The 25971-nt window shown below is 57.2% G+C and carries 29 protein-coding genes; 22 read left to right on the top strand and 7 right to left on the bottom strand.

Annotated features, from left to right (window positions below):
• Positions 1–119: 119 nt before the first annotated feature.
• Positions 120–668: a 30S ribosomal protein S16 gene (gene rpsP, locus CKALI_RS07145; RefSeq protein WP_156192639.1), complete on the top strand. Its 549-nt coding sequence runs from the start codon at positions 120–122 to the stop codon at positions 666–668.
• A gap of 79 nt (positions 669–747) precedes the next feature.
• Here the strand turns inward: rpsP and CKALI_RS07140 are convergent, their stop codons facing one another.
• The gene (locus tag CKALI_RS07140; RefSeq protein ID WP_231580429.1) at positions 748–1860 is read right to left on the bottom strand and encodes an ATP-binding protein; all 1113 of its coding nucleotides are present in this window, start codon (positions 1858–1860) and stop codon (positions 748–750) included.
• 82 nt (positions 1861–1942) lie between these two features.
• Between CKALI_RS07140 and rimM the strand changes: the two genes are divergently transcribed.
• From rimM to CKALI_RS07125, 3 genes are read left to right on the top strand one after another with little or no spacing between them, the layout of a single operon-like run.
• Positions 1943–2428: a ribosome maturation factor RimM gene (rimM, locus tag CKALI_RS07135; RefSeq protein ID WP_156192637.1), complete on the top strand. Its 486-nt coding sequence runs from the start codon at positions 1943–1945 to the stop codon at positions 2426–2428.
• A complete protein-coding gene (gene trmD, locus CKALI_RS07130) occupies positions 2428–3225 on the top strand; it encodes a tRNA (guanosine(37)-N1)-methyltransferase TrmD (protein ID WP_156192636.1) in 798 nt (265 codons plus the stop codon). The genes rimM and trmD overlap by 1 nt, the downstream gene beginning before the upstream one ends.
• Complete coding sequence (locus CKALI_RS07125; protein ID WP_197079655.1) at positions 3222–3488, top strand: helix-turn-helix domain-containing protein; 267 nt, start codon at positions 3222–3224, stop codon at positions 3486–3488. The genes trmD and CKALI_RS07125 overlap by 4 nt, the downstream gene beginning before the upstream one ends.
• On the opposite strand, the gene CKALI_RS07120 is transcribed toward CKALI_RS07125, so the two are convergent.
• The 3 genes from CKALI_RS07120 to CKALI_RS07110 all read right to left on the bottom strand — a co-directional run bounded on the left by CKALI_RS07120 (position 3485) and on the right by CKALI_RS07110 (position 6222).
• Positions 3485–4213: an SDR family NAD(P)-dependent oxidoreductase gene (locus CKALI_RS07120; protein WP_156192634.1), complete on the bottom strand. Its 729-nt coding sequence runs from the start codon at positions 4211–4213 to the stop codon at positions 3485–3487. The genes CKALI_RS07125 and CKALI_RS07120 overlap by 4 nt on opposite strands.
• Positions 4214–4317: 104 nt before the next feature.
• A complete protein-coding gene (locus CKALI_RS07115; RefSeq protein ID WP_156192633.1) occupies positions 4318–5031 on the bottom strand; it encodes an ASCH domain-containing protein in 714 nt (237 codons plus the stop codon).
• Positions 5032–5139: 108 nt separating this feature from the next.
• The gene (locus tag CKALI_RS07110; protein WP_156192632.1) at positions 5140–6222 is read right to left on the bottom strand and encodes an asparaginase; all 1083 of its coding nucleotides are present in this window, start codon (positions 6220–6222) and stop codon (positions 5140–5142) included.
• 158 nt (positions 6223–6380) lie between these two features.
• On the opposite strand from CKALI_RS07110, the gene CKALI_RS07105 reads away from it, so the two are divergent.
• The 9 genes from CKALI_RS07105 to CKALI_RS07065 all read left to right on the top strand — a co-directional run bounded on the left by CKALI_RS07105 (position 6381) and on the right by CKALI_RS07065 (position 15156).
• A complete protein-coding gene (locus CKALI_RS07105) occupies positions 6381–8627 on the top strand; it encodes a Tex family protein (RefSeq protein ID WP_156192631.1) in 2247 nt (748 codons plus the stop codon).
• A 124-nt stretch (positions 8628–8751) separates the two neighbouring features.
• Positions 8752–9093, top strand: a complete 342-nt coding sequence (gene rplS, locus CKALI_RS07100; protein ID WP_156192630.1) for a 50S ribosomal protein L19 — start codon at positions 8752–8754, stop codon at positions 9091–9093.
• Positions 9094–9260: 167 nt separating this feature from the next.
• Positions 9261–9986, top strand: coding sequence for a signal peptidase I (gene lepB, locus CKALI_RS07095; RefSeq protein ID WP_156192629.1), 726 nt, complete (start codon positions 9261–9263; stop codon positions 9984–9986).
• Positions 9983–10609, top strand: coding sequence for a ribonuclease HII (locus tag CKALI_RS07090; RefSeq protein WP_156192628.1), 627 nt, complete (start codon positions 9983–9985; stop codon positions 10607–10609). The genes lepB and CKALI_RS07090 overlap by 4 nt, the downstream gene beginning before the upstream one ends.
• A complete protein-coding gene (locus CKALI_RS07085; RefSeq protein ID WP_156192627.1) occupies positions 10606–10911 on the top strand; it encodes a DUF2469 domain-containing protein in 306 nt (101 codons plus the stop codon). Before CKALI_RS07090 ends, CKALI_RS07085 begins: the two co-directional genes overlap by 4 nt.
• A 155-nt stretch (positions 10912–11066) precedes the next feature.
• Positions 11067–11411, top strand: a complete 345-nt coding sequence (locus CKALI_RS07080; RefSeq protein ID WP_156192626.1) for a YraN family protein — start codon at positions 11067–11069, stop codon at positions 11409–11411.
• Positions 11398–12879 carry a YifB family Mg chelatase-like AAA ATPase gene (locus tag CKALI_RS07075; RefSeq protein WP_156192625.1) on the top strand — a complete coding sequence of 494 codons (1482 nt, stop codon included), beginning with the start codon at positions 11398–11400 and terminating at the stop codon, positions 12877–12879. The genes CKALI_RS07080 and CKALI_RS07075 overlap by 14 nt, the downstream gene beginning before the upstream one ends.
• Positions 12876–14045 carry a DNA-processing protein DprA gene (dprA, locus tag CKALI_RS07070; RefSeq protein WP_156192624.1) on the top strand — a complete coding sequence of 390 codons (1170 nt, stop codon included), beginning with the start codon at positions 12876–12878 and terminating at the stop codon, positions 14043–14045. Before CKALI_RS07075 ends, dprA begins: the two co-directional genes overlap by 4 nt.
• A 235-nt stretch (positions 14046–14280) precedes the next feature.
• Positions 14281–15156, top strand: a complete 876-nt coding sequence (locus CKALI_RS07065; protein ID WP_156192623.1) for a tyrosine recombinase XerC — start codon at positions 14281–14283, stop codon at positions 15154–15156.
• Here the strand turns inward: CKALI_RS07065 and CKALI_RS07060 are convergent.
• Positions 15119–15586, bottom strand: coding sequence for a M23 family metallopeptidase (locus CKALI_RS07060; RefSeq protein ID WP_156192622.1), 468 nt, complete (start codon positions 15584–15586; stop codon positions 15119–15121). The two genes, CKALI_RS07065 and CKALI_RS07060, sit on opposite strands and share 38 nt — an antisense overlap.
• 313 nt (positions 15587–15899) lie before the next feature.
• Between CKALI_RS07060 and rpsB the strand changes: the two genes are divergently transcribed.
• The 5 genes from rpsB to CKALI_RS07035 all read left to right on the top strand — a co-directional run bounded on the left by rpsB (position 15900) and on the right by CKALI_RS07035 (position 20065).
• Complete coding sequence (rpsB, locus tag CKALI_RS07055; RefSeq protein WP_156192621.1) at positions 15900–16727, top strand: 30S ribosomal protein S2; 828 nt, start codon at positions 15900–15902, stop codon at positions 16725–16727.
• Between the two features lie 157 nt (positions 16728–16884).
• Positions 16885–17703 carry a translation elongation factor Ts gene (tsf, locus tag CKALI_RS07050; RefSeq protein ID WP_156192620.1) on the top strand — a complete coding sequence of 273 codons (819 nt, stop codon included), beginning with the start codon at positions 16885–16887 and terminating at the stop codon, positions 17701–17703.
• A gap of 116 nt (positions 17704–17819) precedes the next feature.
• Positions 17820–18551, top strand: coding sequence for a UMP kinase (pyrH, locus tag CKALI_RS07045; protein WP_156192619.1), 732 nt, complete (start codon positions 17820–17822; stop codon positions 18549–18551).
• 43 nt (positions 18552–18594) lie between these two features.
• Positions 18595–19152: a ribosome recycling factor gene (gene frr / locus CKALI_RS07040; protein WP_156192618.1), complete on the top strand. Its 558-nt coding sequence runs from the start codon at positions 18595–18597 to the stop codon at positions 19150–19152.
• 67 nt (positions 19153–19219) lie between these two features.
• The gene (locus CKALI_RS07035; protein WP_156192617.1) at positions 19220–20065 is read left to right on the top strand and encodes a phosphatidate cytidylyltransferase; all 846 of its coding nucleotides are present in this window, start codon (positions 19220–19222) and stop codon (positions 20063–20065) included.
• Positions 20066–20100: 35 nt separating this feature from the next.
• Here the strand turns inward: CKALI_RS07035 and CKALI_RS07030 are convergent, their stop codons facing one another.
• On the bottom strand, positions 20101–20475 hold the full coding sequence (locus CKALI_RS07030) for a LapA family protein (protein WP_197079654.1): 375 nt from the start codon (positions 20473–20475) through the stop codon (positions 20101–20103).
• Between the two features lie 67 nt (positions 20476–20542).
• Between CKALI_RS07030 and rlmN the strand changes: the two genes are divergently transcribed.
• On the top strand, positions 20543–21637 hold the full coding sequence (gene rlmN / locus CKALI_RS07025; RefSeq protein WP_407643744.1) for a 23S rRNA (adenine(2503)-C(2))-methyltransferase RlmN: 1095 nt from the start codon (positions 20543–20545) through the stop codon (positions 21635–21637).
• A gap of 95 nt (positions 21638–21732) precedes the next feature.
• On the opposite strand, the gene CKALI_RS07020 is transcribed toward rlmN, so the two are convergent.
• On the bottom strand, positions 21733–22146 hold the full coding sequence (locus CKALI_RS07020) for a DUF2631 domain-containing protein (protein ID WP_156192615.1): 414 nt from the start codon (positions 22144–22146) through the stop codon (positions 21733–21735).
• Positions 22147–22289: 143 nt separating this feature from the next.
• Here CKALI_RS07020 and dxr point away from each other — a divergent pair, with 143 nt between their 5' ends.
• The 3 genes from dxr to ispG all read left to right on the top strand — a co-directional run bounded on the left by dxr (position 22290) and on the right by ispG (position 25925).
• Positions 22290–23444 (top strand): 1-deoxy-D-xylulose-5-phosphate reductoisomerase, encoded by a 1155-nt coding sequence (dxr, locus tag CKALI_RS07015; RefSeq protein WP_156192614.1) that lies wholly within the window; start codon positions 22290–22292, stop codon positions 23442–23444.
• Positions 23445–23463: 19 nt separating this feature from the next.
• On the top strand, positions 23464–24645 hold the full coding sequence (locus tag CKALI_RS07010; RefSeq protein WP_231580428.1) for a M50 family metallopeptidase: 1182 nt from the start codon (positions 23464–23466) through the stop codon (positions 24643–24645).
• A gap of 119 nt (positions 24646–24764) precedes the next feature.
• The gene (gene ispG, locus CKALI_RS07005; protein WP_156192612.1) at positions 24765–25925 is read left to right on the top strand and encodes a flavodoxin-dependent (E)-4-hydroxy-3-methylbut-2-enyl-diphosphate synthase; all 1161 of its coding nucleotides are present in this window, start codon (positions 24765–24767) and stop codon (positions 25923–25925) included.
• Positions 25926–25971 lie beyond the last annotated feature (46 nt).

Below are 25971 nucleotides of genomic sequence, written 5' to 3'. Positions count from 1 at the left end.
AATTTCCGTTACCGGCCCCGGCCGAGCGGAGACGTCACACGCAGAGCAAATAAGGGGTTGAACCGGTCTTGTTAAGAGAACAAGATGTCTGTACTGCCCAGTGACTAGAAGGAATCTGCATGTCTGTAAAGATTAAGCTGCAGCGTATGGGCAAGATCCGTACCCCGCACTACCGCGTTGTTATCGCTGACTCCCGCACCAAGCGCTCCGGCAAGGTTATCGAGAACATCGGTACCTACGAGCCAAAGGCTGAGCCATCCGTCATCAAGATCGACTCTGAGCGCGCTCAGTACTGGCTCGGCGTTGGCGCACAGCCAACCGAGTCCGTCATGGCACTGCTGAAGGTTACCGGCGACTGGCAGAAGCACAAGGGCCTCGAAGGTGCAGAAGGCACCCTCAAGGTTGCCGAGCCAAAGGCTTCCAAGCTTGACCTGTTCAACCAGGCTCTCGCCGAGGCTGCTGACGCTCCTACCGCTGAGGCAATCACCGAGAAGAAGCGCAAGGCAAAGGAAGAGGCTGAAGCTAAGGCTAAGGCTGAAGCTGAGAAGGAAGCTGCCGAGAAGGCTGCTGCTGAAAAGGCTGCCGCAGAAGAGGCTGAGAAGGAAGCTGCTGCTGAAGAAGCTCCAGCTGCCGAAGAAGCACCTGCTGAGGAAGCTGCTGCAGAGTAATTCCTGCTAATGCAAAACCGCGCCATGGACAATCCAGGCGCGGTTTTTTCATGCCTTGAAGCGAGTGGAATCCGTAGGCCTACCAAAACGGCACGGGCCCGGCATCTTCATTCCTTCGCAGGTAATCGCGCATCCCTGGAATAGCGAAGCGCAGCATGCCGTGGCTTGGCGAAACAACGATGTGTCTGTCCAGGAGTCGCCTACGGTACTGGCTCACGGTATCAGGAGTCTTCTCTAGGCGATCGATGAGGTCAGCGAGCTTTGAATCCCCATTATCTTCAGCCATCGCATTCAAGAAATCGCGTTCCAGGGCGGTGCAGCGTGACAGGACCGGTTCAAGCACAAGCGTGCCGAGTTCCTGCTGCGCGCGGATGATCGCATCAGTGGCATCGGTGATGGTGCCGTTCGGGGAGTTTTCCCAGGCGTGATAGCCAATGAGCTGGATGAGGAATGGGTAGCCGTGGGTCGCTTCGACAGCGGACTTCAAAGCTTCGGCAGACCAGGTACCACCGGCTTCTCGCACGGGTTCGGACAAGCCACGAGATGCGTCGGATCGTCGCACGGCGCCAAGAATCCGCCGGTCAGCGCGCCGTAGGAAGGTGATTCCTGGGTGCTCTAGCAATTTGGCAACTTCTTCAGGAAGACCCGCCACAGCGAGGGCGACATTGCGACGCTCGCGGAACAGGTGCTGAATCACTGCCATGAGCTCTGCGAGCTCGTCCACGGTTGCGCGACCGACCTCGTCAACGGTGATAAACAGCCCGTTGCTCACCAGGTCAGTTGCCGCAGTTAGCTCGCCACGCAGGCCACGTCGTGGTTCGTGTTTCTTTTCCACCTCGGAACGAATGCCTCCCAACCCTGCCGGGGCATTAAGGCCGGTGATCTTGCGTGTTACCGAGTTCGGATCTAACTCTTTCAAAAGCTCGGGCAGTTGTTCCTCGGCAAGACGGCCAACCAGGCCCGGCAGCGCCGTTTCGGACAGGATGTGCCAACCTTCGCCCCTGGCTGCATCCTCCAGCTCATTGAGGAGTACGGTTTTGCCGACGCCACGGGTGCCAACGATCAGCATCGCGCGGCTCGGCGCTCCGGGGCCCTGTCGCAGTGACCGCGTAAAGTCGGAGACGATCTCTTCTCGTCCTACGGGCAAGCTTGGCGACGTCCCAAAGGTGGGAGTAAACGGATTGGTCAACACTGCAATCAACGCCTTTCAGTTTACTCAGTTTGAGCTTTGAGACTCAGTTTACTCAGTTTTACCGCTCGGGTACACTAATCGCATGGAATTGATGATCGGTCGCGTGGTGAAATCGCACGGAATCAAAGGCGAAGTGGTGGTGGAATCTACCACTGATGAGCCGGACATTCGCTTTGCGTTGGGCGAAGTCCTGCATGGCAAGCAGAGCAAGAAGGAACACGAGTTGACCATTGATGCAGTGCGTGTCCATCAGGGCCGCTTGCTGATCAAGTTTGAGGAAATTCCAGATCGCACCGCCGCAGATTCTTTGCGTGGCACCCAGTTTTTCGCAGCTCCCCTTGAAGACGATGACGACGAGGGATTCTACGATCACGAGCTCATTGGCTTAAAAGTCATGCACAACGGCAAAGAGATCGGCGAGATCACCGGTGTCAGCCACGGCCCTGCGCAAAGTTTGCTGGAAATGGGCGATAAGCTCATCCCATTTGTCGAAGCCATTGTTCCCGAGATTGATGTGGAAGAGGGAACGGTAGCGATCACTCCGCCAGAAGGGCTGCTCGATCTCTAATGCGCCTCGACGTCATCACCATCTTCCCCGAGTACCTCGAACCGCTCCGCCACGCCTTGCTTGGCAAAGCAATCGAGAAAGGCATTCTGTCCGTAGGAGTTCACAACCTGCGTGATTGGGCCACCGACGTGCACAAATCCGTCGATGACACCCCGTATGGCGGTGGGCCGGGCATGGTGATGAAACCGACCGTATGGGGGCCAGCGCTCGACGACGTCTGCGTAGGTAAGTCTGCTGGTTGGCAGCTGGATTCCGCGGCACCGCACGTCGATAAGCCCCGGCATGATGACCTAACTGGGCGCGAATTCGAGGGGTACGTGGAGCCTGCGGAAGAGGATAAGCCGCTGCTGATCGTCCCGACACCGGCCGGAAAGCCGTTTACTCAAGAAATGGCACGCCGTTGGTCAGGCGAGCAGCACATTGTTTTCGCGTGTGGCCGCTACGAGGGCATTGACCAGCGCGTTGTAGACGATGCCGCGCATCGCTACCGCGTCGAGGAAGTGTCCATTGGCGATTATGTGCTTATCGGTGGGGAAGTTGCCGTGTTGGTGATCGTTGAGGCCACTACTCGTTTGATCCCGGGTGTGCTGGGCAATGCGTCTTCGCATGAAGATGACTCATTCTCGGACGGCTTGCTGGAGGGGCCGTCGTATACCAAACCGAGGGAATGGCGTGGTTTGGCAGTGCCTGACGTGCTCTTTTCAGGCAACCACAAGCTGGTGGAGGAATGGCGACGCGAACAGTCTGTGAAGAGGACACGGGAGCGCCGGCCGGATTTGTTGGAAGGATTGGAATGATTGTCTTAGTCTCTGAAGACTTGTTGCGGGAACGCATCGGCAAAGCACTGCGAGAAGAACGCAAAATTCAAGGCCGGACGTTGGAGGAAGTGGCTCGAAAAGCAGCGATTTCCCCCTCCCACTTATCGGATATTGAAAGAGGCGAAAAAGAGGGATCTTCTGAGATTATCCGGGGCGTTCACCGAGCGCTTGGCTTGGAGCTCGATCAACTGTTAAATCGTGCGCTGAGTGCGTCCTCGCCTCGGCTTTTTGCAGCAGCTTAGAGGCCACCGGTAACAGAAATGACCTGTCCGGTCATCCAACGGGCATCCTTGCTGGCCAGGAAAGACGCTACGCCGGCTACATCTTCGGGTTGACCATAGCGCCCCAGCGGAATCATTGTTGCTATCTGTTCTCGGATCGCCGGATCTGGATTGACAGCGCGGTTTCCAGGAGTGTCTGTTGGCCCTGGCCGAAGCGCATTGACTGTAATTCCTTGCGATGCCAACTCCTTAGCAGCAACTTGGGTGAGCGATTCCAACGCCGACTTTGCTGCGCAGTATCCTGCAATGCCTGGCTGTGGCATGGCAGTGTTGAGCGAAGATATGTTGATGATCGAGCTTCCTGTAGGCATAGCAGGGCTGAGATGTTTGATGAGGAGAAAAGGCGCAGTTACGCCAATCGTGAGGTTTTCTTGCCAGGTTGTGAGTTGAGTTTCCGTAATAGGTGCAATCTCGGTGACGCTCATAGCGTTATTGACCAGAACATCAAAACTCTCTGCCTTAACATCACTGACGAGGCGTTGGATTCCTTCGACGGAGCTGAGGTTTGCTTGGAATGCGTAACCTGAGTTGCCACACGCTGAAAGATCTTCGGCTAGGCTCTGGGTCGCCGAAGAATCGCTATGCCACGTAAAGCTGACTTGGAATCCGTCACTTGCCAAGCGCTTGACAATCGCGCGTCCGATTCCGCTAGATCCGCCTGTAACGAGGGCCTTTTTCGTTTTCATGCTTGCTATTGTGTGGGAGCCTGAAGCGAATTGGAGAGTTTTCCGCTATCAGCGAAAAATCATCATTGATGGCGACATTCAATAGCGACGTCACGTGGGAAGAATTACGGCTCCACTTCAAATTTCACTACATCTACCTCCGAATCAGCTTCTAGTCCTGGGTAGTGGAAATCGAGGGCGCCGTTAAGCTCGGCAAGGTCCCGAAACCCATCACGACGAGCAATCTCATCAGTTAGCTCGCGCCGTTTGATCGTCAGGGACGAGTGAATCGTGGCAGCAAGTTCAACAACGCTGCCGTCGCTCTTTTCAAACACGATTGTTGCAAGGCCCGGAGGGAAAGGGTCATCGACACGAATGGTTTGCTTTTTCTTGCCGGAACGAATCATCTCTTCGTATCCTTCCCACATATACATTCGTCGGGGTTCTTCTGCTGCGCGCCAGTCATATGCATGAGGAAGTAGTTCATGAATCGAAAGACTGGTGAAACCATTTGGTGTGCGGACAATTGCTTTGATGTCCCGATCCAGGTCGAAGAACACTTGGCGACATTTTCCGCAAGGAGAAATCACGTCACCCGTTGGTGCATACACGGCGACAACGGTTGTTATAGGATCGCCATTTTTCAGTTCTGCATGCTTGCTGAGCGCAGAGATTTCAGCGCATGGACCGCCGAGGAAATGGTACACGTTGACACCAAGGATGATGTCTCCTGAGGCGGTAAGCAAACCAGCCGCTACGGTAGTTTCATTGTCATTAGAGGTGGCTAATGCGTGCTTGCGAACTGCGTGGATGAGGGCTCGTTCTTCAGGTGAAATCATAAGGAAAGTATGGCAGACCCCTCGATCCCGGGATACCTTTCGGGAGCGAGGGGTCTGCTTAGCTACTTCCAGGAGGAGTTGTGCCTTCAGGAGGGGTGACACTACTTCTTAAGGAAATAGCTCCTTCACGTCGGTGCCGGTGGCGAGCGCAGCAACAACGAGAATTCTGGATTGGCCAGGGCGGAGGATGCCCGAACCAATCACGCCTTTTTCGGCAAGGGTGGCACCGCCGCCAGCACCGCCGTACGTTCCTTCGACCAGGCCCTTGTCCACGCGGGTGGACATGACTACTGGGATGCCTTTCTCGGCGACGGCGACGATGGCATCAGCTATCTCGCCACCGACGTTGCCGGAACCCATGCCCTCAATGACGAGGCCCTTGGCGCCGGAATCAACAGCAGCCTTGACCAGTTCTCCGGGAGCACCTGGGTAAGCGGCGATGATGTCGACGCGAGTACCGTCCAGCTTCTTCACCGGCAACGGCTTAGGCCGTTTCACGTCTCCGGAAGCATTCGTGTCGAAGCCGTCCTTACTGGAGGCATCCTTCTTGTACGCGCCGCGGGCGGCGAGAATCTTTCCGCCGAACGCAATGAATGCGCCCTTGCCCTTATTTTTTGGATCAGTGGCCGCGGTGACCGCGAGGGTCAGGTTGTCCGGGCCGTCTGTCTCTGGGTCGTCGAAGGGGAACATCGAACCGGTGAGCACAACCGGTTGATCGGCATCCAAAAACGTATCGATCGCGATGGCGGATTCTTCCATCGAGTCTGTGCCGTGGGAGACGATGATGCCCGTGACTCCGTCTTCCTTGAGCGTTTTATGGACCATCTCCAGAATGCCATCGGTGTCCTTGAGAGTCATGGCGCTCGAATCGAGTTGGCTGACCTGACGAACTTCGATCTTGAGCTTGTTCTTGTCGAACTTTTCGTAGACCTTTTTCAGCAGCTCCTCGCCCGTCACAGTCGGGACAAGCGCGCCGGAGGCATCTTTCTGGCTCGCAATGGTGCCGCCTGTGGCAAGCATGACGAGCTTTCCCGAGATCGACTTGTAGTCGACTTTGCTTGCGGGAGTGGCAGCAGTAGATGTTGTCTCTGCCGTCGTCGAGCTCGTGCTGCAGGCAGCCAACACACCACCAGCGGAAACGAGCGCGCTGCCAGCGAGGAAACTTCGACGAGAAAATCCGTGGGATCCCATCTTTCTTCCTTTCCTTAAATTGAACTTAACTTCGATTTAATCCCGTTCGGCGCCCTCTCCGCAGCAGTTGAGAGGTTTTTCATTTCTGGGAACTGTTTTACTTTTACTTAATTGAGCCAGGTGCTTTCGCGGGAGGACCGGCGCGTTACCATGGTCAAATGCTTTCCCTCATTGCTCAAGAACTCGGAATTTCCGAAAGCCAAGTCACTGCGGTCCACAAGCTCCTCAATGAAGGCAACACCGTCCCCTTCATCGCGCGTTACCGCAAGGAAGCCACCGGGGGTCTCGACGACACCCAGTTGCGCACCATCGAAGAACGGCTGACCTACCTGCGCGAACTCGAAGACCGCAAGTCTGCAATCCTCAAGGCAATCGAAGAGCAGGGCAAGCTTAACGACGACCTTCGCGCCCTCATCTTGGAAACGACCACGAAGGCTCGTCTCGAGGATCTCTATCTGCCGTTCAAAAAGCGCCGCAAGACCAAAGCAGACATCGCTCGCGAAGCCGGCTTGGAACCGCTGGTGGATCAGCTTCTCGAAGCCAAAGAACCAGATTTGAAGTCCTTCTACGCTGAAGGCTTCGCCGATGACAAAGCTGTCCTTGATGGCGCTCGCGCCATCTTCGTCGATCGCATGGCCTTGGACGCCGACCTCGTCGGTGAAGTTCGCGAAGAAATGTTCAAGCGGGGCACCATGGCTGCATCCGTGGTGGCAGGTAAGGAAGAAGAAGGCGCGAAGTTCAAGGACTACTTCGAATTCTCGGAGCCATTCCATACCTTGCCGAGTCACCGCATTCTCGCGCTGCTCCGCGGTGAGAACGAAGGGATCCTGCACCTCAACTTGGACGCAGATGACACCTTCTTCGAAGGGCTGATTAAGAACCGCCTAGACCTCAATGACACCCAATGGATTAACGATGCTGTTCACTGGGGATGGAAGACCAAGCTGTACATCTCTGCAGGCCTTGATACTCGCATGCGGCTGAAAGAGAAAGCAGAAGAAGGCGCGCTTGAGGTCTTCAAAAAGAACCTTCGGGACGTTCTGTTGGCCGCGCCCGCGGGGCACCGGGCAACGCTGGGCCTGGATCCTGGTTACCGTAATGGCGTCAAATGCGCGGTGGTGGACGAGACCGGCAAGGTGCTCGACACCCTCATCGTGTATCCACACCAGCCGCAAAACCAGTGGTCGCAGGCGGTCCAAGCACTCGCTTCCAAGGTTGCAGAGCATGGGGTTGACCTACTCGCCATCGGCAATGGCACGGCATCCCGCGAGACCGAGAAGCTGGCAGGGGAGATCGCTAGTTTGATCAAGGAGGCCGGTGGAAAGAAGCCGACGCCTGTCGTCGTGTCGGAGGCAGGGGCCTCCGTGTACTCCGCATCCAAGCTGGCCGCCGAGGAATTCCCGGACATGGATGTGTCCCTGCGTGGCGCTGTGTCCATTGCCCGTCGTCTGCAGGATCCGCTTGCCGAGCTGGTAAAGGTCGACCCGAAGTCTATCGGCGTGGGGCAGTACCAGCACGACGTGAATCAGACTGCGCTGGCAAAGGCACTGGACAACGTGGTGGAGGACGCCGTGAACGCTGTCGGCGTGGATCTCAATACTGCCTCCGTCCCGTTACTGACACGAGTGGCAGGCGTGAACGAAACGATCGCCAACAATATCGTGGCGTTCCGCGACGAAAACGGCATGTTTGCCTCCCGCGCAGCACTAAAGAAGGTGCCACGTCTGGGGCCTAAGGCCTTTGAGCAGTGCGCAGGCTTCCTGCGGATTCAAAACGGCAAGGATCCCCTTGATGCCTCTGCCGTGCACCCTGAGGCCTACCCGGTGGTCAAACGCATTTCGGAACAGACGGGGCTAAAAGTACAAGAGCTCATCGGAAACAGCAGCGTCTTGCAGAAACTCAAGCCCGCGGACTTCGCTGACGAAAAAGTCGGCATTCCAACAGTTACCGACATCATCTCCGAACTGGAAAAACCAGGTCGAGACCCGCGCCCAGAGTTCAAGACCGCCACCTTCAAGGAAGGCGTGGAAAAGGTCTCTCACCTCAAGCCCGGCATGATCCTCGAAGGTGCTGTGACAAACGTAGCGGCGTTTGGTGCCTTCGTGGATATCGGAGTCCACCAGGACGGCCTCGTCCACGTCTCGCAGTTGGCGAACACGTTTGTCGACGATCCACATAAGGTGGTGCGATCCGGACAGATCGTAAAGGTCAAGGTGTTGGAAGTCGATGAGCAGCGGAAACGAATCTCGCTGACCATGCGCTTGGAGGAAGAGCCACAGCAAAAACGTGATCGCGGGCCGCGAAAGTCGCAGGGAGCTCCTAAGGCTGGCAAGGGGCGTCGACAAGCGCCTGCAACAGGCGGATCCATGGCTGATGCGCTGAAGAAGGCGGGATTTGGTCGCTGAGTCCCAAGGTGGCATACTGCTTAGGTTGACTGCTTACCTAAGCAGCGGCGAACCATGTAGTGAATACGAACCGGCCGAGTGAAAACCGCTAGGTTCCTCTGTTCTGATGTAAAAGGATTGTTTCATGAACAAGATCGACAAGCTCGATGCACAGTCCCTGCGCGAGGACGTTCCTGCGTTCCGTCCAGGCGACACCCTCGACGTCCACGTGAAGGTTATCGAAGGTAACAAGACCCGTACCCAGCTGTTCAAGGGTGTTGTTATCCGTCGCCAGGGCGCTGGCGTCCGCGAGACCTTCACCATCCGTAAGGTTTCCTTCGGTATCGGCGTTGAGCGTACTTTCCCAGTACACTCTCCAAACCTTGAGAAGATCGAGGTTGTCACCCGCGGTGACGTTCGCCGTGCAAAGCTGTACTACCTGCGCAACCTGCGCGGCAAGGCAGCAAAGATCAAGGAAAAGCGCTAGTCTTCCTTGGCTTAAAGCACTCCAGTTCGCTGGGGTGCTTTTTCTTTTGGGCACCACAAGTAGAATCTTGCGTTTAGGGTCAAAATTGGGCGAATTCCGGCCGGAAATGTCGAAATTTACTTGTGCATCTCTGGAGTCCATTGATCGGACTGCTAAACTTCTCGCTTATGACTGACTCAGCTGCAAAGAAGCAAAAAAAGGACACACCTTGGTACATTGAAATACCGATGGTGATTATTACGACCTTTATCATTATCGCTTTGGTGCAGGCTTTTATTGGTCGGCTGTATGTCATTCCGAGTCAGTCCATGGAGCCAACTCTGCATGGTTGCCCTGGCTGCACGGGTGACCGCATTTACGTAGATAAGATCGCTTACAAGACCGGTGAGCCTGAACCCGGCGACGTCGTTGTCTTCCGTGCACCCGATTCTTGGACTGGTGGCCACTACACCTCCAAAGACAACAACATCTTCTCCGGCCTGCAGAATCTCGGCTCCTACATCGGCCTGACCTCCGCTGACGAGACGAACATGGTCAAGCGCATCGTGGCAACCGGTGGCCAGACGGTGCAGTGTTTGGAGGGTGACGAAGGTGTCAAGGTTAACGGCAAGGTCATTGACTCTTCCTACCAGCTGCAGCCAATGACCTATGCCGTCAACCCTGAGCGTGGTTCTGATGTCTGTGGCGGTGACTACTTCGGCCCGGTACAGGTTCCGGAGAACAATTACTTTGTTATGGGCGACAACCGCACCAACTCTGCGGATTCCCGTTTCCACCTCGGCGATGAGCACCAGGGAACGGTGCCTCACGACAACATCGTGGGTAAGGTGCAGGCGATCGTGCTGCCGTTCAACCGTATTGGCGCGGTTGAGGACTTCGACATCCAGCAGTGATCGAAGCAGCTCTCCACGCGGCCGGTTTCAGTCCCATCGTTGGGATCGATGAAGCCGGCCGTGGCTCGTGTGCGGGCCCGATCACTATCGCGGCGTGCATCCTGCCACCGGCTTTGCCCGCCGAACTTGTCGGCCTTGATGACTCCAAGAAGCTGACCCCGCTGCGTCGCGCCCGACTGTTCCCCCTCATCAAGGAACTAGCTCTGAGCTGGTCGATTGTTCACATCTCTGCCACCGACATCGATCGCTTCGGCATCCAGCACGCCAACATTTCGGGCATGCGCCGGGCGGTGGCGCAGCTGGGTCTCACCGCCAACTACGCGCTTATCGACGGCTTCGGTGTCCCCGGCCTCCGCCAGCCACAGCTGCCCATCATCGGCGGAGATGGCTTCGCGCGCTGTGTTTCCGCCGCCAGCATTTTGGCCAAGCATGCACGTGATGAGTTGATGATTGACTACGCAGCGCAGTATCCGGGTTACGCCTTTGAAAAGCACAAGGGGTATGGCACGAAGGTTCACCTCGATGCGGTGCGCCGTCAAGGAGCGAGTCCGATTCATCGTTATAGTTATGCCAATGTGGCCCTGGCACATGGTCAATGGTTGAGCGAGAAGGAGCATCGGTGAGCGCTGAAGAGCTGGAAAACTACGAGTCTGAGGTTGAACTGTCGCTGTACCGCGAGTACCGAGATGTGGTCAGTCAGTTTTCTTATGTAGTGGAGACGGAGCGTCGTTTCTACCTGGCCAACGCTGTAGAGCTCATTCCGCACACTACCGGTGGCGATGTCTACTACGAAGTACGTATGTCGGATTGCTGGGTCTGGGATATGTACCGAGCGGCGCGATTCGTGCGTTTCGTCCGTGTGATTACGTACAAGGATGTCAACATTGAGGAACTCGACAAGCCGGAGATGATCATTCCGGAATAGGCCTCCGGAGGTTTTGTCAACCCCTCTGATTTAGTACCCTTCGAAAGTTGTGGATAACTCGGGTTATCCACAACTTGTCTATTCCCATCGTGGCCCCTATCAGCTGACACTGGCATATTCCAGAGCACCAGGTCGCGAAAAGATTAGGGGGACACATGGCCAATCAACTTGGAATCTACGGGGAACAGCAGGCAGCGCAGTACTTTCTCTCGCGTGGCGGCATCATCCTCGGACGCAACGTGCGCTACAACTGCGGGGAAATTGATCTGATCGTCCAGATGGGCGGAGAAGTAGTCTTCGTGGAAGTAAAGACGCGCAGCAGTTGGGATTTTGGCGCAGCGGAATCAGTTACGCCACGAAAATTCACGAGGATGAAGCGCGCCGCAGCGGCGTGGCTTGAAGGCCAGCCGTATCGGTCGGTGCGGTTTGATGTGTGGGTCTATGTCGTCGACAAGGGCGCGGTCGAGCACTACGAGGGGATCGACGGTGGCGCTAGCTAAGACACTGTGCGTGAGCTTTGAGGGCGTGAGTGCCCTGATCGTGGGGGTCGAAGCAAACATTGGGGCGGGCTTGCCAGGGATGTACGTGGTGGGCCTGGCTGGGGCTGCCATGTCTGAGGCTAAGGATCGGCTCAAGACCGCGATGATCAATGCCGGGCTGCCATGGCCGAAGACGAAGCTGATTGTCAATCTTTCGACGGCTGACCTGCGCAAGAGCGGAAGCCACTTTGATTTGGCGATCTGCGCCGCAGTGATGTCTGCGACACTCAACGTGCGAACGGATGACACGATGTTCCTCGGCGAGGTCGGACTCGATGGTGCGATAAAGCCGGTGCCAGGTATTCTGCCAGCACTCTTGGCGGCGCGTGATCATGGAGTGCAGTGCATTGTTGTCCCCGCCGGCAATGAAGCTGAAGCCGGCGCATTGGCAGGAATCACCGTTCTGACGGCTTCCCATATCACCGAGGTAGCCGACTGGTTGCAGGGGCATGGACCGCTCGATCGAGCAGTTGGGTATCAACGAACTGCGGAACGGCACCCGGATATGGCCGATGTCGTAGGGCAGGAAGAAGCCAAGATTGCAGCTGAAGTCGCAGCAGCAGGAGGACATCACCTACTCTTGATTGGCCCACCGGGATCTGGAAAGTCGATGATCGCGGCACGTATCCCAGGAATTCTTCCGGAGCTGACGGACAATGAAGCTATCGAATCATCAGCTGTTCACTCGATGTCGGGTAGCGGACTCGACGGGCTGCTACGAAGTGCGCCGCTCGTTACACCACACCACAGCGTCAGCAGCGCAGCACTGATCGGTGGTGGCTCCGGCAGGCCGAAGCCCGGTGCGGTGAGCTTGGCACATCACGGAGTGTTGTTTTTAGACGAGATCAACGAGATTCCTGCCCACGTGCTCGACAGCCTACGAATGCCCTTGGAATCTGGGGTGGTCCGGCTTCTACGAGGTCAACGTGAAGTCATGTTTCCCGCGCAGTTTCAGCTGGTGATGGCCGCGAACCCCTGCCGATGTGGTTGCGAGGAACCGGCCGATTGTACTTGCCCCGCAACCGTGCGACGCCGCTACCTCAGCAATTTGTCGGGGCCGCTCAAAGATCGGATCGACCTCTGTGTGCGCACACATGTCCAGGGAGCACAGATTCTTGGCGATGCCGAATCGTCCGCAGCGATCGCGGCTCGCGTCGTAGCTGCCAGGGAAAGGGCGCTCCACCGGTGGGGAGTCCTTTCTGGTCGAATGGACTCCCGCACGCTGCGCCGGGATTTCGCAGCTGACGAAGCCGGTATGGCGTACCTTGGCGCACTGTTAGCAGACGGAGAACTAAGCCAGCGCGGGGTGGATCGAACCCTGCGCGTGGCTTGGACTCTGTCAGACTTGGCACAGCAACCCAAGCCTGGACTCGAGCAGATAGCGGCAGCGACTGCTCTCCACAACACGAATGTGACGGTTCCGGTATGAGCAGAACACGTGCGTGGGCTTATCTGTCTCGGTGCGTTGAAGGGCCGAATCGGCAGCTCCAGGCGCTATTGGCTAATGGTCGAGATGTCGAAGAGATTGTCCAAGGGATAAAGAGACGCGAAACGTGGGTGGGGGACCTGCTGCGTGCGACGGAGGCGAGGTACCAGTTCGACCAATCCCAGCAAGATCTGGACGCAATTTCCAGGCTCGGGGGACGCTTAGTTACGCCAGACGATGCCGAATGGCCGACGAACGAATTTGCTCAGGCCTTCGGATTTGCAGCATCAGGCCTGAGCGACTGCGCCCGAAGCGTGCAAGACGATGCTGTGGCACCCCACGTTTTGTGGGTTCGAGGCAAAAACGTGCGCGAGCTCGTGGCAAGGTCCGTCACGGTAGTGGGCACTCGAGCGCTGTCCACCTATGGACGAGATGCCACGAGGATGCTGGTCCAAGGTTTGGTGGGGCATCAGTGGACCATCGTATCCGGGGGAGCACTAGGTATCGATGCGGTGGCGCATAACACTGCGCTCGACTGCGGTGGCCGGACAATCGTGGTGGCAGCCTGCGGACTGGACCGCAACTATCCGAGTTCACACACCGGACTATTCGACAAGGTAGTTCAGCGTGGCGCCATCTTAAGTGAGTATCCACCTGGAGTAACTCCGGCGCGACATCGATTTCTCACGCGTAACCGGTTGGCCGCGGCGCTCACGGCAGGCACCGTTGTAGTCGAGGCGGCCTGGCGCTCGGGAGCTTTGAATACGCTCACCTGGGCGGAAGGCTTGGGCAAGGTCGCCATGGCCGTTCCAGGGCCGATTTCCACACCAGGGTCGCTGGGCTGCCATGACCGGATCCGCAGTGGCCGGGCTCAGCTAGTAGTGAGCGCAAACGAGATCAGGCAGCTGCTCTCTCGCGTGGGTGAGATAGACGTGGACGGGCAATACGAAATGTTGTTTGCCCCCAACACAGTTCAGTCGCTGTCGCGAAATGAGATGCGGGTGTTTGACGCACTGAATCGAGAAGGATGTACAGCGGACGAAGTTGCCGGCGCCGCAGGCCTAACAGTCAGTCTGAGTGTTCATATCTTGGTTGACCTGGTTAAACGGGGAGTAGTTGTGCGAGATGGTGGAAAGTTTAAAAGGGTGGAGAATGAGGGAAAATATTAATGAAACAAAACCCTTGCGTATTTCATGTTTTGCCGCTAACATAGGTTAGGCAAGCCTAAGTGAACGGGGTTTGCGGGGCACTTCCTCCCCGTAAGCCCCACCAAGCTTCAACTGCCTGATTGCGGTGGCGCCTCCATCAATCCGCGATCGGGTAGGCACTAAGGTTATGCATTATGGGTGAGTTCGACAGCACGGCGGTACGGCGATTCGCCGTGCCGCTTTTGCTGGTGGTGTCATGGCAGAGTTGATTCCCCTCATCGAGGACTACTGTGAATCCCTTCATTTGGTAGCAGGGAAGTCCCCGGCAACAATCAAGAGCTACCGCAGCGATTTGCAGCTCCTTGCCCAGGATGTGGCTACGACAAAGGAATTAACGCTCAGTTCGCTGCGAGCGTGGCTGGCTAAGGCGGTAGCTGAAGGTAAAAGTAAAGCTACCCTCGCGCGACGCACTGCATCAGTAAAGGGATTTTCAGCCTGGTTGGTTAAGCAAGGTGAGCTGGATCGCGATGTGGCTGCTCGCCTCGTCACTCCGAAGGCTGGTAGGCATTTGCCCAGGGTGCTAGCCCAAAAAGAAGCCGGCGAACTGGTGGGAAATGCGGTGTCGGAAGACGAAGTGCAGTTTGCACGCGACAGTGCGATTCTCGAGTTGATGTACGCGGCGGGCGTGCGTATTGGTGAGCTTGTGGGTTTGGATGTCGGGGACGTGGACGTCGCAAAGCGCACTGCCAAAGTCACAGGCAAAGGCAACAAACAGCGGATGGTGCCTTTCGGCGCAGCAGCTGCGGACGCGCTGAGTCAGTGGATCACAGTACGGGGCGAATTAGCTCAAGCCGAGGAATCCGCCTTGTTTGTCGGAGTGCGTGGCAAGCGGATAGATCCACGCCAAGTGCGCAGGGTGGTTGAACGCGCAGCTGCGGTGACCGGCGTTTCTGACCTAACACCGCATGGCCTGCGACATTCGGCTGCCACTCATATGTTGGAGGGGGGCGCTGACCTGCGTATTGTGCAGGAAATGCTGGGTCACTCATCGTTGCAGACTACGCAGATCTATACCCATGTCACTGCTTCTCGTCTCAAGGCTGCCTTCGATCAAGCCCACCCACGGGCTTAAGGCGAATTGTTGGCAATGAGAGCAGCGACAAGGGATTGATGTAGTCATCCTTGCCGATAAGCGCTCCCCAGTGGAGTCCTTCATTGCCCGCCAACCGCCCAATGACCTGTCCTTCCGCTACCTGGTCGCCCTGCTTAACTAGTGCATGCACCGGCTGGTAGGTTGTCTTAATCCCATCTGAATGCTCGATGGCAATAACCGGTGTTCCTGCGATGACTCCCACGTAGCTGACTATCCCGGCCGCTGCGGCGCGTATCGACGCCCCCGGTGCCGCAGCTAAGTCGACCCCGCGGTGCCCACGGTTCCAATTGTGGGCTGGTTTGTCGAAGGGCCGCGCCACTCCACTGGCGTAGTCCTTTCCGGTGGTGGGGGAGACATAGGCTGTGAGGAGCGGCATCATCAGGACCATCGCAATTGCTTTGGTATTCATGGCCACTGATTGTGATGGATCTTGACGCCAGTGAAAAGCTCTTTCTTATTGCTGCTGTGGATGCTGGTGCAGATGTGATGGAAATAGAACAACGTGTGGATAACCCCATTCATGCATTTGGAAAGTTCACTTGGAGCAGTTATCCTTGCCTTAGCAGTGTGTCCGCACGCTGACTACGCGCGTCCAAATTCGTTCTCACGCAACGTGGTCCCTGGGGAAACTTAGGGTGTTGCGCCACAGACTTGGTCGCTAGGAGCAGGAGAAAAACCTGCAAAATACGAAAACCGAAACTTCTACTTGAAAGGAAGCACCCATGGCAGTTGTAACCATGCGCGAGCTTCTCGACGCGGGCGTCCACTTCGGACACCAGACCCGTCGTTGGAACCCAAAGATGCGCCGTTTTATCTTCACCGATCGTAACGGCATCTACATCATCGACCTGCAGCAGACGCTGACCTTCATTGACGAGGCTTACGAGTTCGTCAAGGAGACCGTTGCTCACGGTGGCACCATCCTCTTCGTCGGCACCAAGAAGCAGGCTCAGGAAGCAGTTTCCACCGAGGCTACTCGCGTTGGCATGCCATTCGTCAACCACCGTTGGCTCGGCGGCATGCTGACCAACTTCCAGACCGTTGCCAAGCGTCTGCACCGCATGAAGGAACTGCAGGCCATGGACGCAGCCGAGAACGGCTACGAGGGTCGCACCAAGAAGGAAATCCTCATGCTCACCCGTGAGCGCACCAAGCTGGAGCGCGTCCTGGGCGGCATTGCCGACATGAACAAGCTTCCTTCCGCAATGTGGGTCATTGACACCAACAAGGAACACATCGCGATTTCCGAGGCTCACAAGCTGAACATCCCAGTTGTTGCCATTCTGGACACCAACTGCGACCCAGACGTTGTGAACTTCCCAATCCCAGGTAACGACGACGCCATCCGCGCTACCGCGCTGCTGTCCCGCGTCATCTCCACCGCTGTGGAAGAGGGCAAGAAGGCTCGCGAAGAGCGTCAGCTCGCCGCAGCCAAGGAAGCCGCTGGCGACTCCGTAAAGGAAGACGCTGAAAAGGTTGAGGTCGCTGCCAAGGTAGAGGCAACCGAAGAGGTTGCAGCTAAGGCCACCGAAGAAAAGACTGCTGAGTAACACCCAGCTCCCTTTCTCTTTACCTAAAGCCCCCGAATTTCATAAGGAAATTCGGGGGCTTTTCGGCATTCTTGGGCCCCGCTGCAAGCAAGGTCCCTGGTTGTCGACTACGCTTTCAAAAGAATACCGCTCAATTACTCAAGGAGGATCGCCCCACATGGCGAACTACACCGCTGCAGACGTCAAGAAGCTGCGTGAAATGACCGGCGCTGGCATGATGGACAGCAAGAAGGCACTCGAAGAAACCGCTGGTGACTTCGAAAAGGCTGTTGAGCTGCTCCGCATCAAGGGAGCCAAGGACGTCGGCAAGCGCGCAGAGCGTACCGCCGCTGAAGGTCTCATCGCTGTTTCTGGCAACACCATGGTCGAGATCAACTCTGAGACCGACTTCGTTGCTAAGAACGCTGAGTTCAAGGAATTCTGCGCAAAGATCGCTGACGCTGCAGCAGCAGTGAAGGCAAACTCCACTGAAGAGCTCGCCGCTGCTGAGGTTGACGGCATGACCGCAGCAGAAGCTATCCAGCAGCTCTCCGCCAAGATCGGCGAGAAGCTCGAACTGCGTCGCGCAGTTACCCTCGAAGGCGACAAGGTTGCTGTGTACCTGCACCACCGTGCAGCTGACCTGCCACCAGCAGTCGGCGTTCTCGTTGCTTACGAAGGCGACGACGAGGCTGCTGCCAAGGCTGCAGCTATGCAGGTTGCCGCTATGAAGGCTCAGTACTTGTCTCGCGAAGACGTCCCAGCTGACGTCGTCGAGAAGGAGCGCGCAACTCAGGAGAAGATCACCCGCGAAGAGGGTAAGCCAGAGGCTGCTATCGCTAAGATCGTCGAAGGTCGCATGAACGGCTTCTACAAGGACGTCACCCTGCTTGAGCAGGCTTCCGTCTCTGATAACAAGAAGTCCGTCAAGCAGCTCATGGACGAAGCAGGCGTCACCCTGACGTCCTTCGCTCGCTTCGAGGTAGGCCAGCACTAGTTTTAGTGCTCATGAAGACGCGTTCCGTGCCACAAGGTGCGGAACGTTTTTTCATGTCCGTAGGTCAAGGTAAGCTGATTTAAGAAATAACGACCCTGTAGGAAGGTGCACCGTCTATGTCAGACGACTCCGGTAACGAACGCCAAGGATTCAAGCGAGTAATGCTGAAACTGGGCGGTGAAATGTTCGGTGGCGGAAACGTTGGTATTGATCCCGATGTGGTGCAAAACGTAGCACGCCAGATCGCTGAGATCGCTAAGACAGGCACCGAAGTCTGTGTTGTCATCGGTGGTGGCAACTTCTTCCGCGGGGCACAGCTGCAGCAACGTGGCATGGATCGCTCACGCTCGGACTACATGGGCATGCTCGGTACTGTGATGAACTGCCTTGCTCTCCAGGATTTCTTGGAAAAAGCAGGCGTCGAAACGCGTGTGCAGACCGCCATCAACATGGCTCAGGTGTCAGAACCTTACCTCCCACTGCGCGCAAAGCGTCACCTGGAAAAGGGCCGCGTTGTCATCTTCGGTGCTGGTATGGGTATGCCATTCTTCTCCACTGACACGACTGCGGCCCAACGTGCCCTAGAAATCGACTGTGAAGTCCTGCTCATGGCCAAGGCCGTCGATGGTGTCTACAACGCTGACCCGCGCAGCAACCCCGATGCTGTCATGTACGACGAGATCACCCCACAGGAAGTCATTGAGAAGGGCCTGAAGGTCGCAGATTCCACCGCATTCAGCCTGTGCATGGACAACAACATGCCGATCCTCGTGTTCAACCTCCTTACGGAGGGCAACATTGCGCGCGCCGTGCGTGGTGAAAAGATCGGTACCCTGGTCCGATCCTGATAGATTTACTATTCGACAACCAAAGCTAAGCTAGAGGAACAACATGATCGACGAAATCCTGTTTGAATGCGAAGAGCGCATGGGCGCTTCCGTTGACCACACTCGCGAGGATCTCACCACCATCCGCACCGGACGCGCCAACCCAGCGATGTTCAACGGCGTCATGGCTGAGTACTACGGCACCCCGACCCCAATTACTCAGATGGCAACCATTTCAGTCCCTGAGCCTCGCATGCTGCTGATTAAGCCATACGAGATGTCAGTGATGAACGAGATCGAGAACGCCATCCGTAACTCCGATCTCGGGGTGAACCCAACCAATGACGGCCAGGTCCTCCGCGTCACCATCCCGCAGCTGACCGAGGAACGTCGTAAAGACATGGTCAAGCTAGCCAAGGGTAAGGGCGAGGACGGCAAGATTGCTATCCGCAACGTGCGCCGCAAGGGCATGGAACAGCTGAAGAAGCTGCAAAAGGACGGCGATGCCGGTGAGGACGAAGTCCAGACCGCAGAAAAGGATCTAGACAAGATCACGCAGAAGTACGTCGGCCAAATGGACGATCTCGTTGCTGCCAAGGAAAAGGAGCTCATGGAAGTCTAAGGACTTGCCATGATTCTAATAAAGCGCTGCCCACTACAGCAGCGCTTTTCGTATGTAGGAGAAAACGGTGGAGCACATTCGGCCAAAGAACTCGGCTGGTCGAGATCTAAAGCAGGCAATCGCTGTGGGCGTAAGCCTCGGTGCCCTAGTCCTGCTGGCAATTTTCGTCATCCCGTTTGGCTGGTACCCGCTTGTCGCCACAGCAGTCTTTCTAGCTACCTGGGAAGTGCACGCACGCCTCAAAGAGCACGGCTACGTGTTGCAGCGTATCGTGCTCCTGATCGGCGGACAGGCCATGGTGTGGCTGTCCCTGCCGTTCGGGACAAACGGTCTGGTATCGGGCTTTGTAGCTAGCGTCCTTCTGCTCATGTTTGGCCGACTCTTCCACCACGGCCGCAACACCGCACCCCAGAACTACTTGCGCGATATGTCCATCGGCATCTTCGTGCTCACCTGGATCCCGCTCTTTGGATCTTTCGCAGCCATGCTCTCGCAGTTGGAACAAGAAGGCGTGCGCTATGGCATGTACATTGTGACATTCATGCTGTGTGTGGTCGCCTCGGATGTCGGCGGCTATATCGCCGGAGTCATGTTTGGAACCCACCCGATGGCGCCAGCTGTTAGCCCCAAGAAATCCTGGGAAGGCTTTGGTGGTTCCATCGTGCTGGGCAGCATCGCCGGCATGCTCACCGTCACTTTGTTCCTCGGCGGAACTTGGTGGATTGGCATGCTGCTCGGCGTGGGCCTAGTCATCTGCGCGACCCTCGGGGACTTGGTAGAAAGCCAGTTCAAGCGCGAATTAGGCATCAAAGATATGTCCGCCATGCTCCCCGGACACGGCGGCATCATGGACCGGTTAGACGGCATGTTGCCGTCAGCCATGGTCACCTGGCTCGTACTGAGCCTGATCTAGCAGCTTGGTCTAGCAGCTTGGTCTGGGAACCTCACCTAGAACTGAAGAGCAGCCTTGCGGGCGCTCTTCACCTGGCGGCGCAGTTCAAGCATGCGTACGCCGCCGACAATCGCCATGATCAGGGCGCCTGTGATGGCTGCCAGCAAGAAGCCGACACCAGCCGGAACGGCGAAGGTCCAAGCAAACAGGTTTAGCTCAACCTGCTGTTGATTCTGCATGATGAAGACCAGCAGCAAAATCATCAGCAAAGTGCCAAAGATCAATGCCACCCAGGTGCCACCCGCAAGGGAACCGCGCACCTTGGGCTTAACTTCCGAAGACTGCAAAGCAGGAGTATGCGGAGTTTCGGATTCGGTGGTGTTGGGGTTGTCGTCGTAAAGCGGTGCGTCTGGTGTAGTCATATCACCCATTCAACGCGTCGCACGGACAATGTGCCAATTGGCGTATGAAAAAATTAATGGAAAGATGGGCAGTATTATGGCTGAAATTCCCCTCGTATTCAATGCCCCCAAGCGTGGCATGCCACCTACCCACTTCGCTGACCTGTCCGCGGAGGAGCGCATCACCGCCGTCACTGAGCTGGGCTTGCCGAAGTTCCGCGTCGACCAGATCGCGCGCCACTACTACGCCCGCCTCGAAGCCGACCCGATGACTATGACGGACCTGCCGGCTGCAGCACGCGAAAAGGTGCGCGACGCACTGTTTCCAACACTTATGACTCCGGTGCGGGAAATCTCAACCGATGGGGGAGAGACCACCAAAACACTGTGGCGTCTTCACGACGGAACTCTCCTCGAATCAGTGCTCATGCGCTACCGCGACCGTGCGACCCTGTGTATCTCATCGCAGGCGGGATGTGGCATGGCTTGTCCGTTCTGCGCCACCGGCCAGGGCGGTTTGGATCGCAACTTGTCGACGGCGGAAATCGTGGACCAAGTCCGAGCTGCCGCCGCAACAATGCAGCAGGAAGGCTCACGCCTGTCCAACATCGTTTTCATGGGTATGGGCGAGCCGCTAGCCAACTACAAGCGCGTTGTCTCCGCCGTCCGGCAGATCACGTCGCCGGCTCCGCAAGGTTTCGGTATTTCCCAGCGCAGTGTTGTGGTCTCTACCGTGGGTCTTGCGCCAGCTATTCGTAAATTGGCCGACGAAGAGCTTTCGGTCACCCTTGCCGTCTCGCTGCACACTCCTGACGATGAGCTTCGCGATAGCCTCGTTCCTGTGAACAACCGCTGGTCGGTAGAGGAGGTGCTGGATGCAGCCCGCTACTACGCCGACACGTCCGGTCGCCGTGTTTCTATCGAATACGCCCTCATCCGCGACATCAACGATCACGGTTGGCGCGCTGACATGTTGGGCAAGAAGTTGCACAAGGCCCTTGGCCCGCTCGTACACGTTAATCTGATTCCGCTGAATCCGACCCCGGGCTCAAAGTGGGATGCTTCTCCTAAGGAGCAGCAGGACGAATTTGTTCGCCGCGTTATTGCGCAGGGCGTGCCGTGTACTGTGCGTGACACCCGTGGCCAGGAAATCGCCGCGGCTTGTGGCCAGTTGGCCGCAGAAGAGCGGTAGCCTCCTTTTCCTGTTTTGTGGCCGACCTCAAAACAGGAAAGCACAACAAAAAACTCCCAGGAGGACAATCTTCCTGGGAGTAATTTGTTGTGTCACTAGTTCAGTTCGCGCTTGACCATCTTAGGGTCGACGTTCTGAGCACGCAGCTGGCTGTCGGTGAGGTTGGCGTGGGTGCCGGTGAGGGTGAGCTGGTCGTAAGTCCAGTGTGGCTCCTCGTGGCCGACTGGCTTGTTGTGGCCAGTGACGGTGCGAACCTGGGATAGCTTTGGCTGGAACAGCTGAATCAGCAGGCCGATGGCGATGAGGGCTGCGATAGAGCAGAGCCAGATGGTCTCAACGTGGCCACGGTGGTTACCGAAGTTCATGCCGAGCAGGAAGGCGACGGAGATCCAGCCAGCGATCTGGATTGGGCCACGACCGATGTTGTGCCAGCCCCACGCTGCCGATGGCTCGTCGAGGGTAGACACGCCGTTGTGTACCTCCGGCTCAATCTTGTGAGAACCAGCCACGTTCTTAGCTCCTTCATGTAAAGAATTACTGTTCCTAAATATCTTTGCATAGTGTAGTGCCCTAAGCATCCATTCAACGCACCGGCCTGCCCCTGCCGGGTGGGAGTACACCCAAAAGTGGTGGGTGCTGCAATAATAGATTCGTGAAAAAGCGCATTCTCATCCTCGGTAGTACTGGTTCGATTGGCACCCAGGCTTTGGAGGTGATCGCAGAAAACCCGGACAAGTTCGAGGTCGTGGGTATCGCCGCGGGCGGTTCCAACCCCGATGCGGTGATCGCGCAGGCGCGAGAGCTGGGGTTGCGGGCGGGGCAAGTGTGCGTCGCAAAGCCAGCTGCGGCATCGCAGGTGTCTGAGGCGCTCGGGGGTGCGGTGCTCACCCACGCGCACGAGCTTGTCGACGCCATCGAAGCCGACACCGTCCTCAACGCGCTCGTCGGATCGATGGGTTTGCGCTCGACGCTGGCAGCATTGGCATCCGGCGCGACTCTGGCGCTCGCGAATAAGGAATCCTTGGTTGCGGGCGGGCACATCGTGTTAGAGAAGGCTAAGCCGGGGCAATTGGTGCCGGTGGATTCGGAGCATTCGGCGATGGCGCAGTGCCTGATGGCAGGGGATAGGGCAGAGGTAGCCCGGTTTGTGTTGACGGCGTCCGGTGGCCCGTTCCGCGGTTGGACGCGGGAGCAGATGTGGGAGGTGACTCCGGAGCAGGCGGCGAAGCACCCGACCTGGTCGATGGGTCAAATGAACACGCTGAATTCGGCAACGCTCATCAACAAGGGCTTGGAGCTTATTGAGGCCAGCCTGCTGTTCGGGGTTGATCCGGAGCTGATCGATGTCACGGTGCACCCGCAGTCCATCATTCACTCGATGATCACCTTCCATGACGGCGCGACGATCGCTCAGGCATCGCCACCGTCAATGAAGCTGCCGATCTCCATGGCGCTCGACTGGCCACACCGCGTAGCTGGGGCACAGCCTGCGCTTGACTTCACAGGTGCCCACGACTGGACCTTCGAGCCGGTGGACGATATCGCGTTTCCTGCGGTTCAACTGGCTCGCGATGCAGCCACCGCTGCTGGCACCACGCCTGCGGTGTACAACGCCGCTAACGAGGAAGCTGCCGAGGCCTTCTTGCAAGGACGGATTAAGTTCCCGCAGATTGTGGATACGGTGGCTGAAGTGCTGAGTTCTGCATCCGAGTTCGCCGGTGTACCGTCGAACGTCGACGATGTCATCGCTGTGGAAACTGAGGCGCGTCGCCGGGCTAACGAAATCGTGGACCGGATCGAATCCTAAAGCTGGGGAGACTAAAGCAGTGGGCTATTTCGCGGGTGTCGCACTTTTCGCGCTGGGTATCGCCCTGACCATTGGGCTGCACGAATGGGGCCACTACAGCGTGGCGCGAGCTTGTGACATGCGCGTGCGCCGCTTCTTCATTGGATTCGGCCCGACGGTGTTTCAATTCACCCGTGGCCACACCGTCTACGGCCTCAAGGCCGTGCCCTTGGGCGGGTTCTGCGACATCGCAGGAATGACGGCGATTGATGAAGTCGCCCCAGAGGAAAAGCCCTACGCCATGGTGGATAAGCCCTGGTGGGCTCGCGTAGCGACGCTCCTTGGCGGCGTTACCATGAACCTGCTCATTGGCCTGATCGTGCTGTACATCGTGGCGGTTGGCTCTGGACTTCCCAATCCGAAGGCCGACTTCACTGCCACCGTTGCGGAAACTACGTGCGTCACCCCAGATTGCACTGATGCGGGGCCAGCAGCTGCAGCTGGCATCAAGCCTGGCGACCGTATTCTGCAGGTAAATGGCCAGGACGTTCCGACGTTCATGGACATGCGCGAACTGATCATGGGCAAGCCGGGGGAGACCGTCACCCTGCAGGTCGAGCGCGACGGTGTCCGCCAAGATGTGCAAGTGGATGTCCCTGCGGTTGAGCGCCCAACCGAGGACGGTGGCATCGCAACAGTCGGCGCGATCGGCGTGGTCAATCAAAAGCCTAAGGATGCCATCAAGCAGTATGGGCTTATCGACGCTGTCCCCGCGACCTTCTCCTTCACTGGCCAAATGCTCTCTGCAACGGTCCAGGGCGTTGCCGCTATCCCAGCGCAGGTGCCTGGAGTTGTTGCTTCCATCTTCGGAGCCGAGCGCTCAGAGTCCTCTCCAATGAGCGTCGTCGGCGCTTCCCGAATCGGTGGTGAAGTTGCAGAGCGCGAGCAGTGGGCGACGTTCCTGCTCATGTTGGCCAGCCTGAATTTCTTCCTGGCTTTGTTCAACCTCATACCGCTGCCTCCACTTGATGGCGGACACATTGCGGTGGTGCTCTGGGAGAAGCTACGCGATTGGGGACGTGGCCTCCGCGGGTTGGCTCCTGCCGGGCCTGCGGACTACACCAAGCTCATGCCACTGACTATTGCGATGACGGCTGTGCTGTTGGTCTTTGGTGCCATCGTGATCGTTGCGGACATCGTCAATCCCATTAGGTTGTTCTAACCGGGCATTAGCTGTCGCACCTGGGTTGTCTGGAACTTGCTGACATCCCAGGCTGGCTCGGGCCGGTGCTAGAATGGCTACCACTGATTTCTAGTGGTTAATTCAAAGGAGCACGCACTGTGTCTAACCCCATCGGCCTCGGAATTCCGGATGCGCCACTGCCAACCCTCGCGCCTCGTCGTAAGACGCGCCAGCTCATGGTCGGCAAGGTAGGTGTCGGTTCCGATCACCCGATTTCGGTGCAGTCAATGACCACCACCAAGACGCACGATATCAACGCGACGCTCCAGCAGATCGCGCAGCTGACCGCCACTGGCTGCGACATTGTTCGTGTCGCCTGCCCAAAGACGGTGGACGCTGAGGCGCTACCGATCATCGCCAAGAAGTCTCCAATCCCAGTGATTGCGGATATTCACTTCCAGCCGAAGTACATCTTTGCCGCCATCGATGCCGGTTGCGCGGCAGTTCGAGTAAACCCAGGCAACATCAAGGAGTTCGACGGTCGTGTCAAGGAAGTAGCCAAGGCTGCTGGCGACGCAGGTATTCCGATCCGCATTGGCGTCAACGCTGGTTCTCTGGACGCTCGCATCATGGAAAAGTACGGCAAGGCCACGCCAGAAGCCCTGGTGGAGTCCGCACTGTGGGAAGCTGGCCTGTTTGAAGATCACGGTTATGGCGACATCGCCATTTCCGTGAAGCACAATGACCCAGTGGTCATGGTGGAGGCCTACCGCCAGCTGGCAGCAAAGTCCGACTACCCGCTACACCTTGGCGTGACCGAGGCCGGCCCTGCATTCCAGGGCACCATCAAGTCCTCGGTAGCTTTTGGCGCACTGCTGGCAGAGGGTATCGGCGACACCATCCGCGTCTCCCTGTCCGCTGACCCAGTAGAAGAAATCAAGGTCGGCGATCAGATCCTGCAGTCCCTGAACCTGCGCCCACGCAAGTTGGAGATTGTCTCGTGCCCATCTTGTGGTCGCGCCCAGGTGGATGTGTACAAGCTGGCCGAAGAAGTCTCCGCAGGCCTGGAGGGTATGGAGATCCCCCTTCGCGTAGCCGTCATGGGCTGCGTTGTGAACGGCCCAGGCGAGGCGCGCGATGCGGATCTTGGCGTCGCATCCGGCAATGGCAAGGGCCAGATCTTTGTTAAGGGCGAAGTAATCAAGACCGTCCCGGAATCAGAGATCGTGCAGACCTTGATCGAGGAAGCTATGAAGATCGCTGAGACCATGGAAGATACCACGATCACTGGTGCTCCAACGGTGTCTATTACCAAGTAACTGCAACAAGATTCAGCCGCACGATAACTTCTATCGTGCGGCTGAA

Source organism: Corynebacterium kalinowskii, assembly GCF_009734385.1.
Taxonomy (GTDB): Bacteria; Actinomycetota; Actinomycetes; order Mycobacteriales; family Mycobacteriaceae; genus Corynebacterium; species Corynebacterium kalinowskii.
The sequence above is the reverse complement of the archived record's forward strand: the minus strand, read 5'-3'. Positions and strand labels throughout refer to the sequence as shown.

Excerpts from the sequence above, each read along its gene's own strand:
- rpsP (WP_156192639.1), top strand. The coding sequence starts at position 120 with ATGTCTGTAAAGATTAAGCTGCAGCGTATGGGCAAGATCCGTACCCCG.
- rimM (WP_156192637.1), top strand. The coding sequence starts at position 1,943 with ATGGAATTGATGATCGGTCGCGTGGTGAAATCGCACGGAATCAAAGGC.
- trmD (WP_156192636.1), top strand. The coding sequence starts at position 2,428 with ATGCGCCTCGACGTCATCACCATCTTCCCCGAGTACCTCGAACCGCTC.
- CKALI_RS07125 (WP_197079655.1), top strand. The coding sequence starts at position 3,222 with ATGATTGTCTTAGTCTCTGAAGACTTGTTGCGGGAACGCATCGGCAAA.
- CKALI_RS07120 (WP_156192634.1), bottom strand. The coding sequence starts at position 4,213 with ATGAAAACGAAAAAGGCCCTCGTTACAGGCGGATCTAGCGGAATCGGA.
- CKALI_RS07115 (WP_156192633.1), bottom strand. The coding sequence starts at position 5,031 with ATGATTTCACCTGAAGAACGAGCCCTCATCCACGCAGTTCGCAAGCAC.
- CKALI_RS07110 (WP_156192632.1), bottom strand. The coding sequence starts at position 6,222 with ATGGGATCCCACGGATTTTCTCGTCGAAGTTTCCTCGCTGGCAGCGCG.
- CKALI_RS07105 (WP_156192631.1), top strand. The coding sequence starts at position 6,381 with ATGCTTTCCCTCATTGCTCAAGAACTCGGAATTTCCGAAAGCCAAGTC.
- rplS (WP_156192630.1), top strand. The coding sequence starts at position 8,752 with ATGAACAAGATCGACAAGCTCGATGCACAGTCCCTGCGCGAGGACGTT.
- lepB (WP_156192629.1), top strand. The coding sequence starts at position 9,261 with ATGACTGACTCAGCTGCAAAGAAGCAAAAAAAGGACACACCTTGGTAC.
- CKALI_RS07080 (WP_156192626.1), top strand. The coding sequence starts at position 11,067 with ATGGCCAATCAACTTGGAATCTACGGGGAACAGCAGGCAGCGCAGTAC.
- dprA (WP_156192624.1), top strand. The coding sequence starts at position 12,876 with ATGAGCAGAACACGTGCGTGGGCTTATCTGTCTCGGTGCGTTGAAGGG.
- CKALI_RS07065 (WP_156192623.1), top strand. The coding sequence starts at position 14,281 with ATGGCAGAGTTGATTCCCCTCATCGAGGACTACTGTGAATCCCTTCAT.
- CKALI_RS07060 (WP_156192622.1), bottom strand. The coding sequence starts at position 15,586 with ATGAATACCAAAGCAATTGCGATGGTCCTGATGATGCCGCTCCTCACA.
- rpsB (WP_156192621.1), top strand. The coding sequence starts at position 15,900 with ATGGCAGTTGTAACCATGCGCGAGCTTCTCGACGCGGGCGTCCACTTC.
- tsf (WP_156192620.1), top strand. The coding sequence starts at position 16,885 with ATGGCGAACTACACCGCTGCAGACGTCAAGAAGCTGCGTGAAATGACC.
- pyrH (WP_156192619.1), top strand. The coding sequence starts at position 17,820 with ATGTCAGACGACTCCGGTAACGAACGCCAAGGATTCAAGCGAGTAATG.
- frr (WP_156192618.1), top strand. The coding sequence starts at position 18,595 with ATGATCGACGAAATCCTGTTTGAATGCGAAGAGCGCATGGGCGCTTCC.
- CKALI_RS07030 (WP_197079654.1), bottom strand. The coding sequence starts at position 20,475 with ATGGGTGATATGACTACACCAGACGCACCGCTTTACGACGACAACCCC.
- rlmN (WP_407643744.1), top strand. The coding sequence starts at position 20,543 with ATGGCTGAAATTCCCCTCGTATTCAATGCCCCCAAGCGTGGCATGCCA.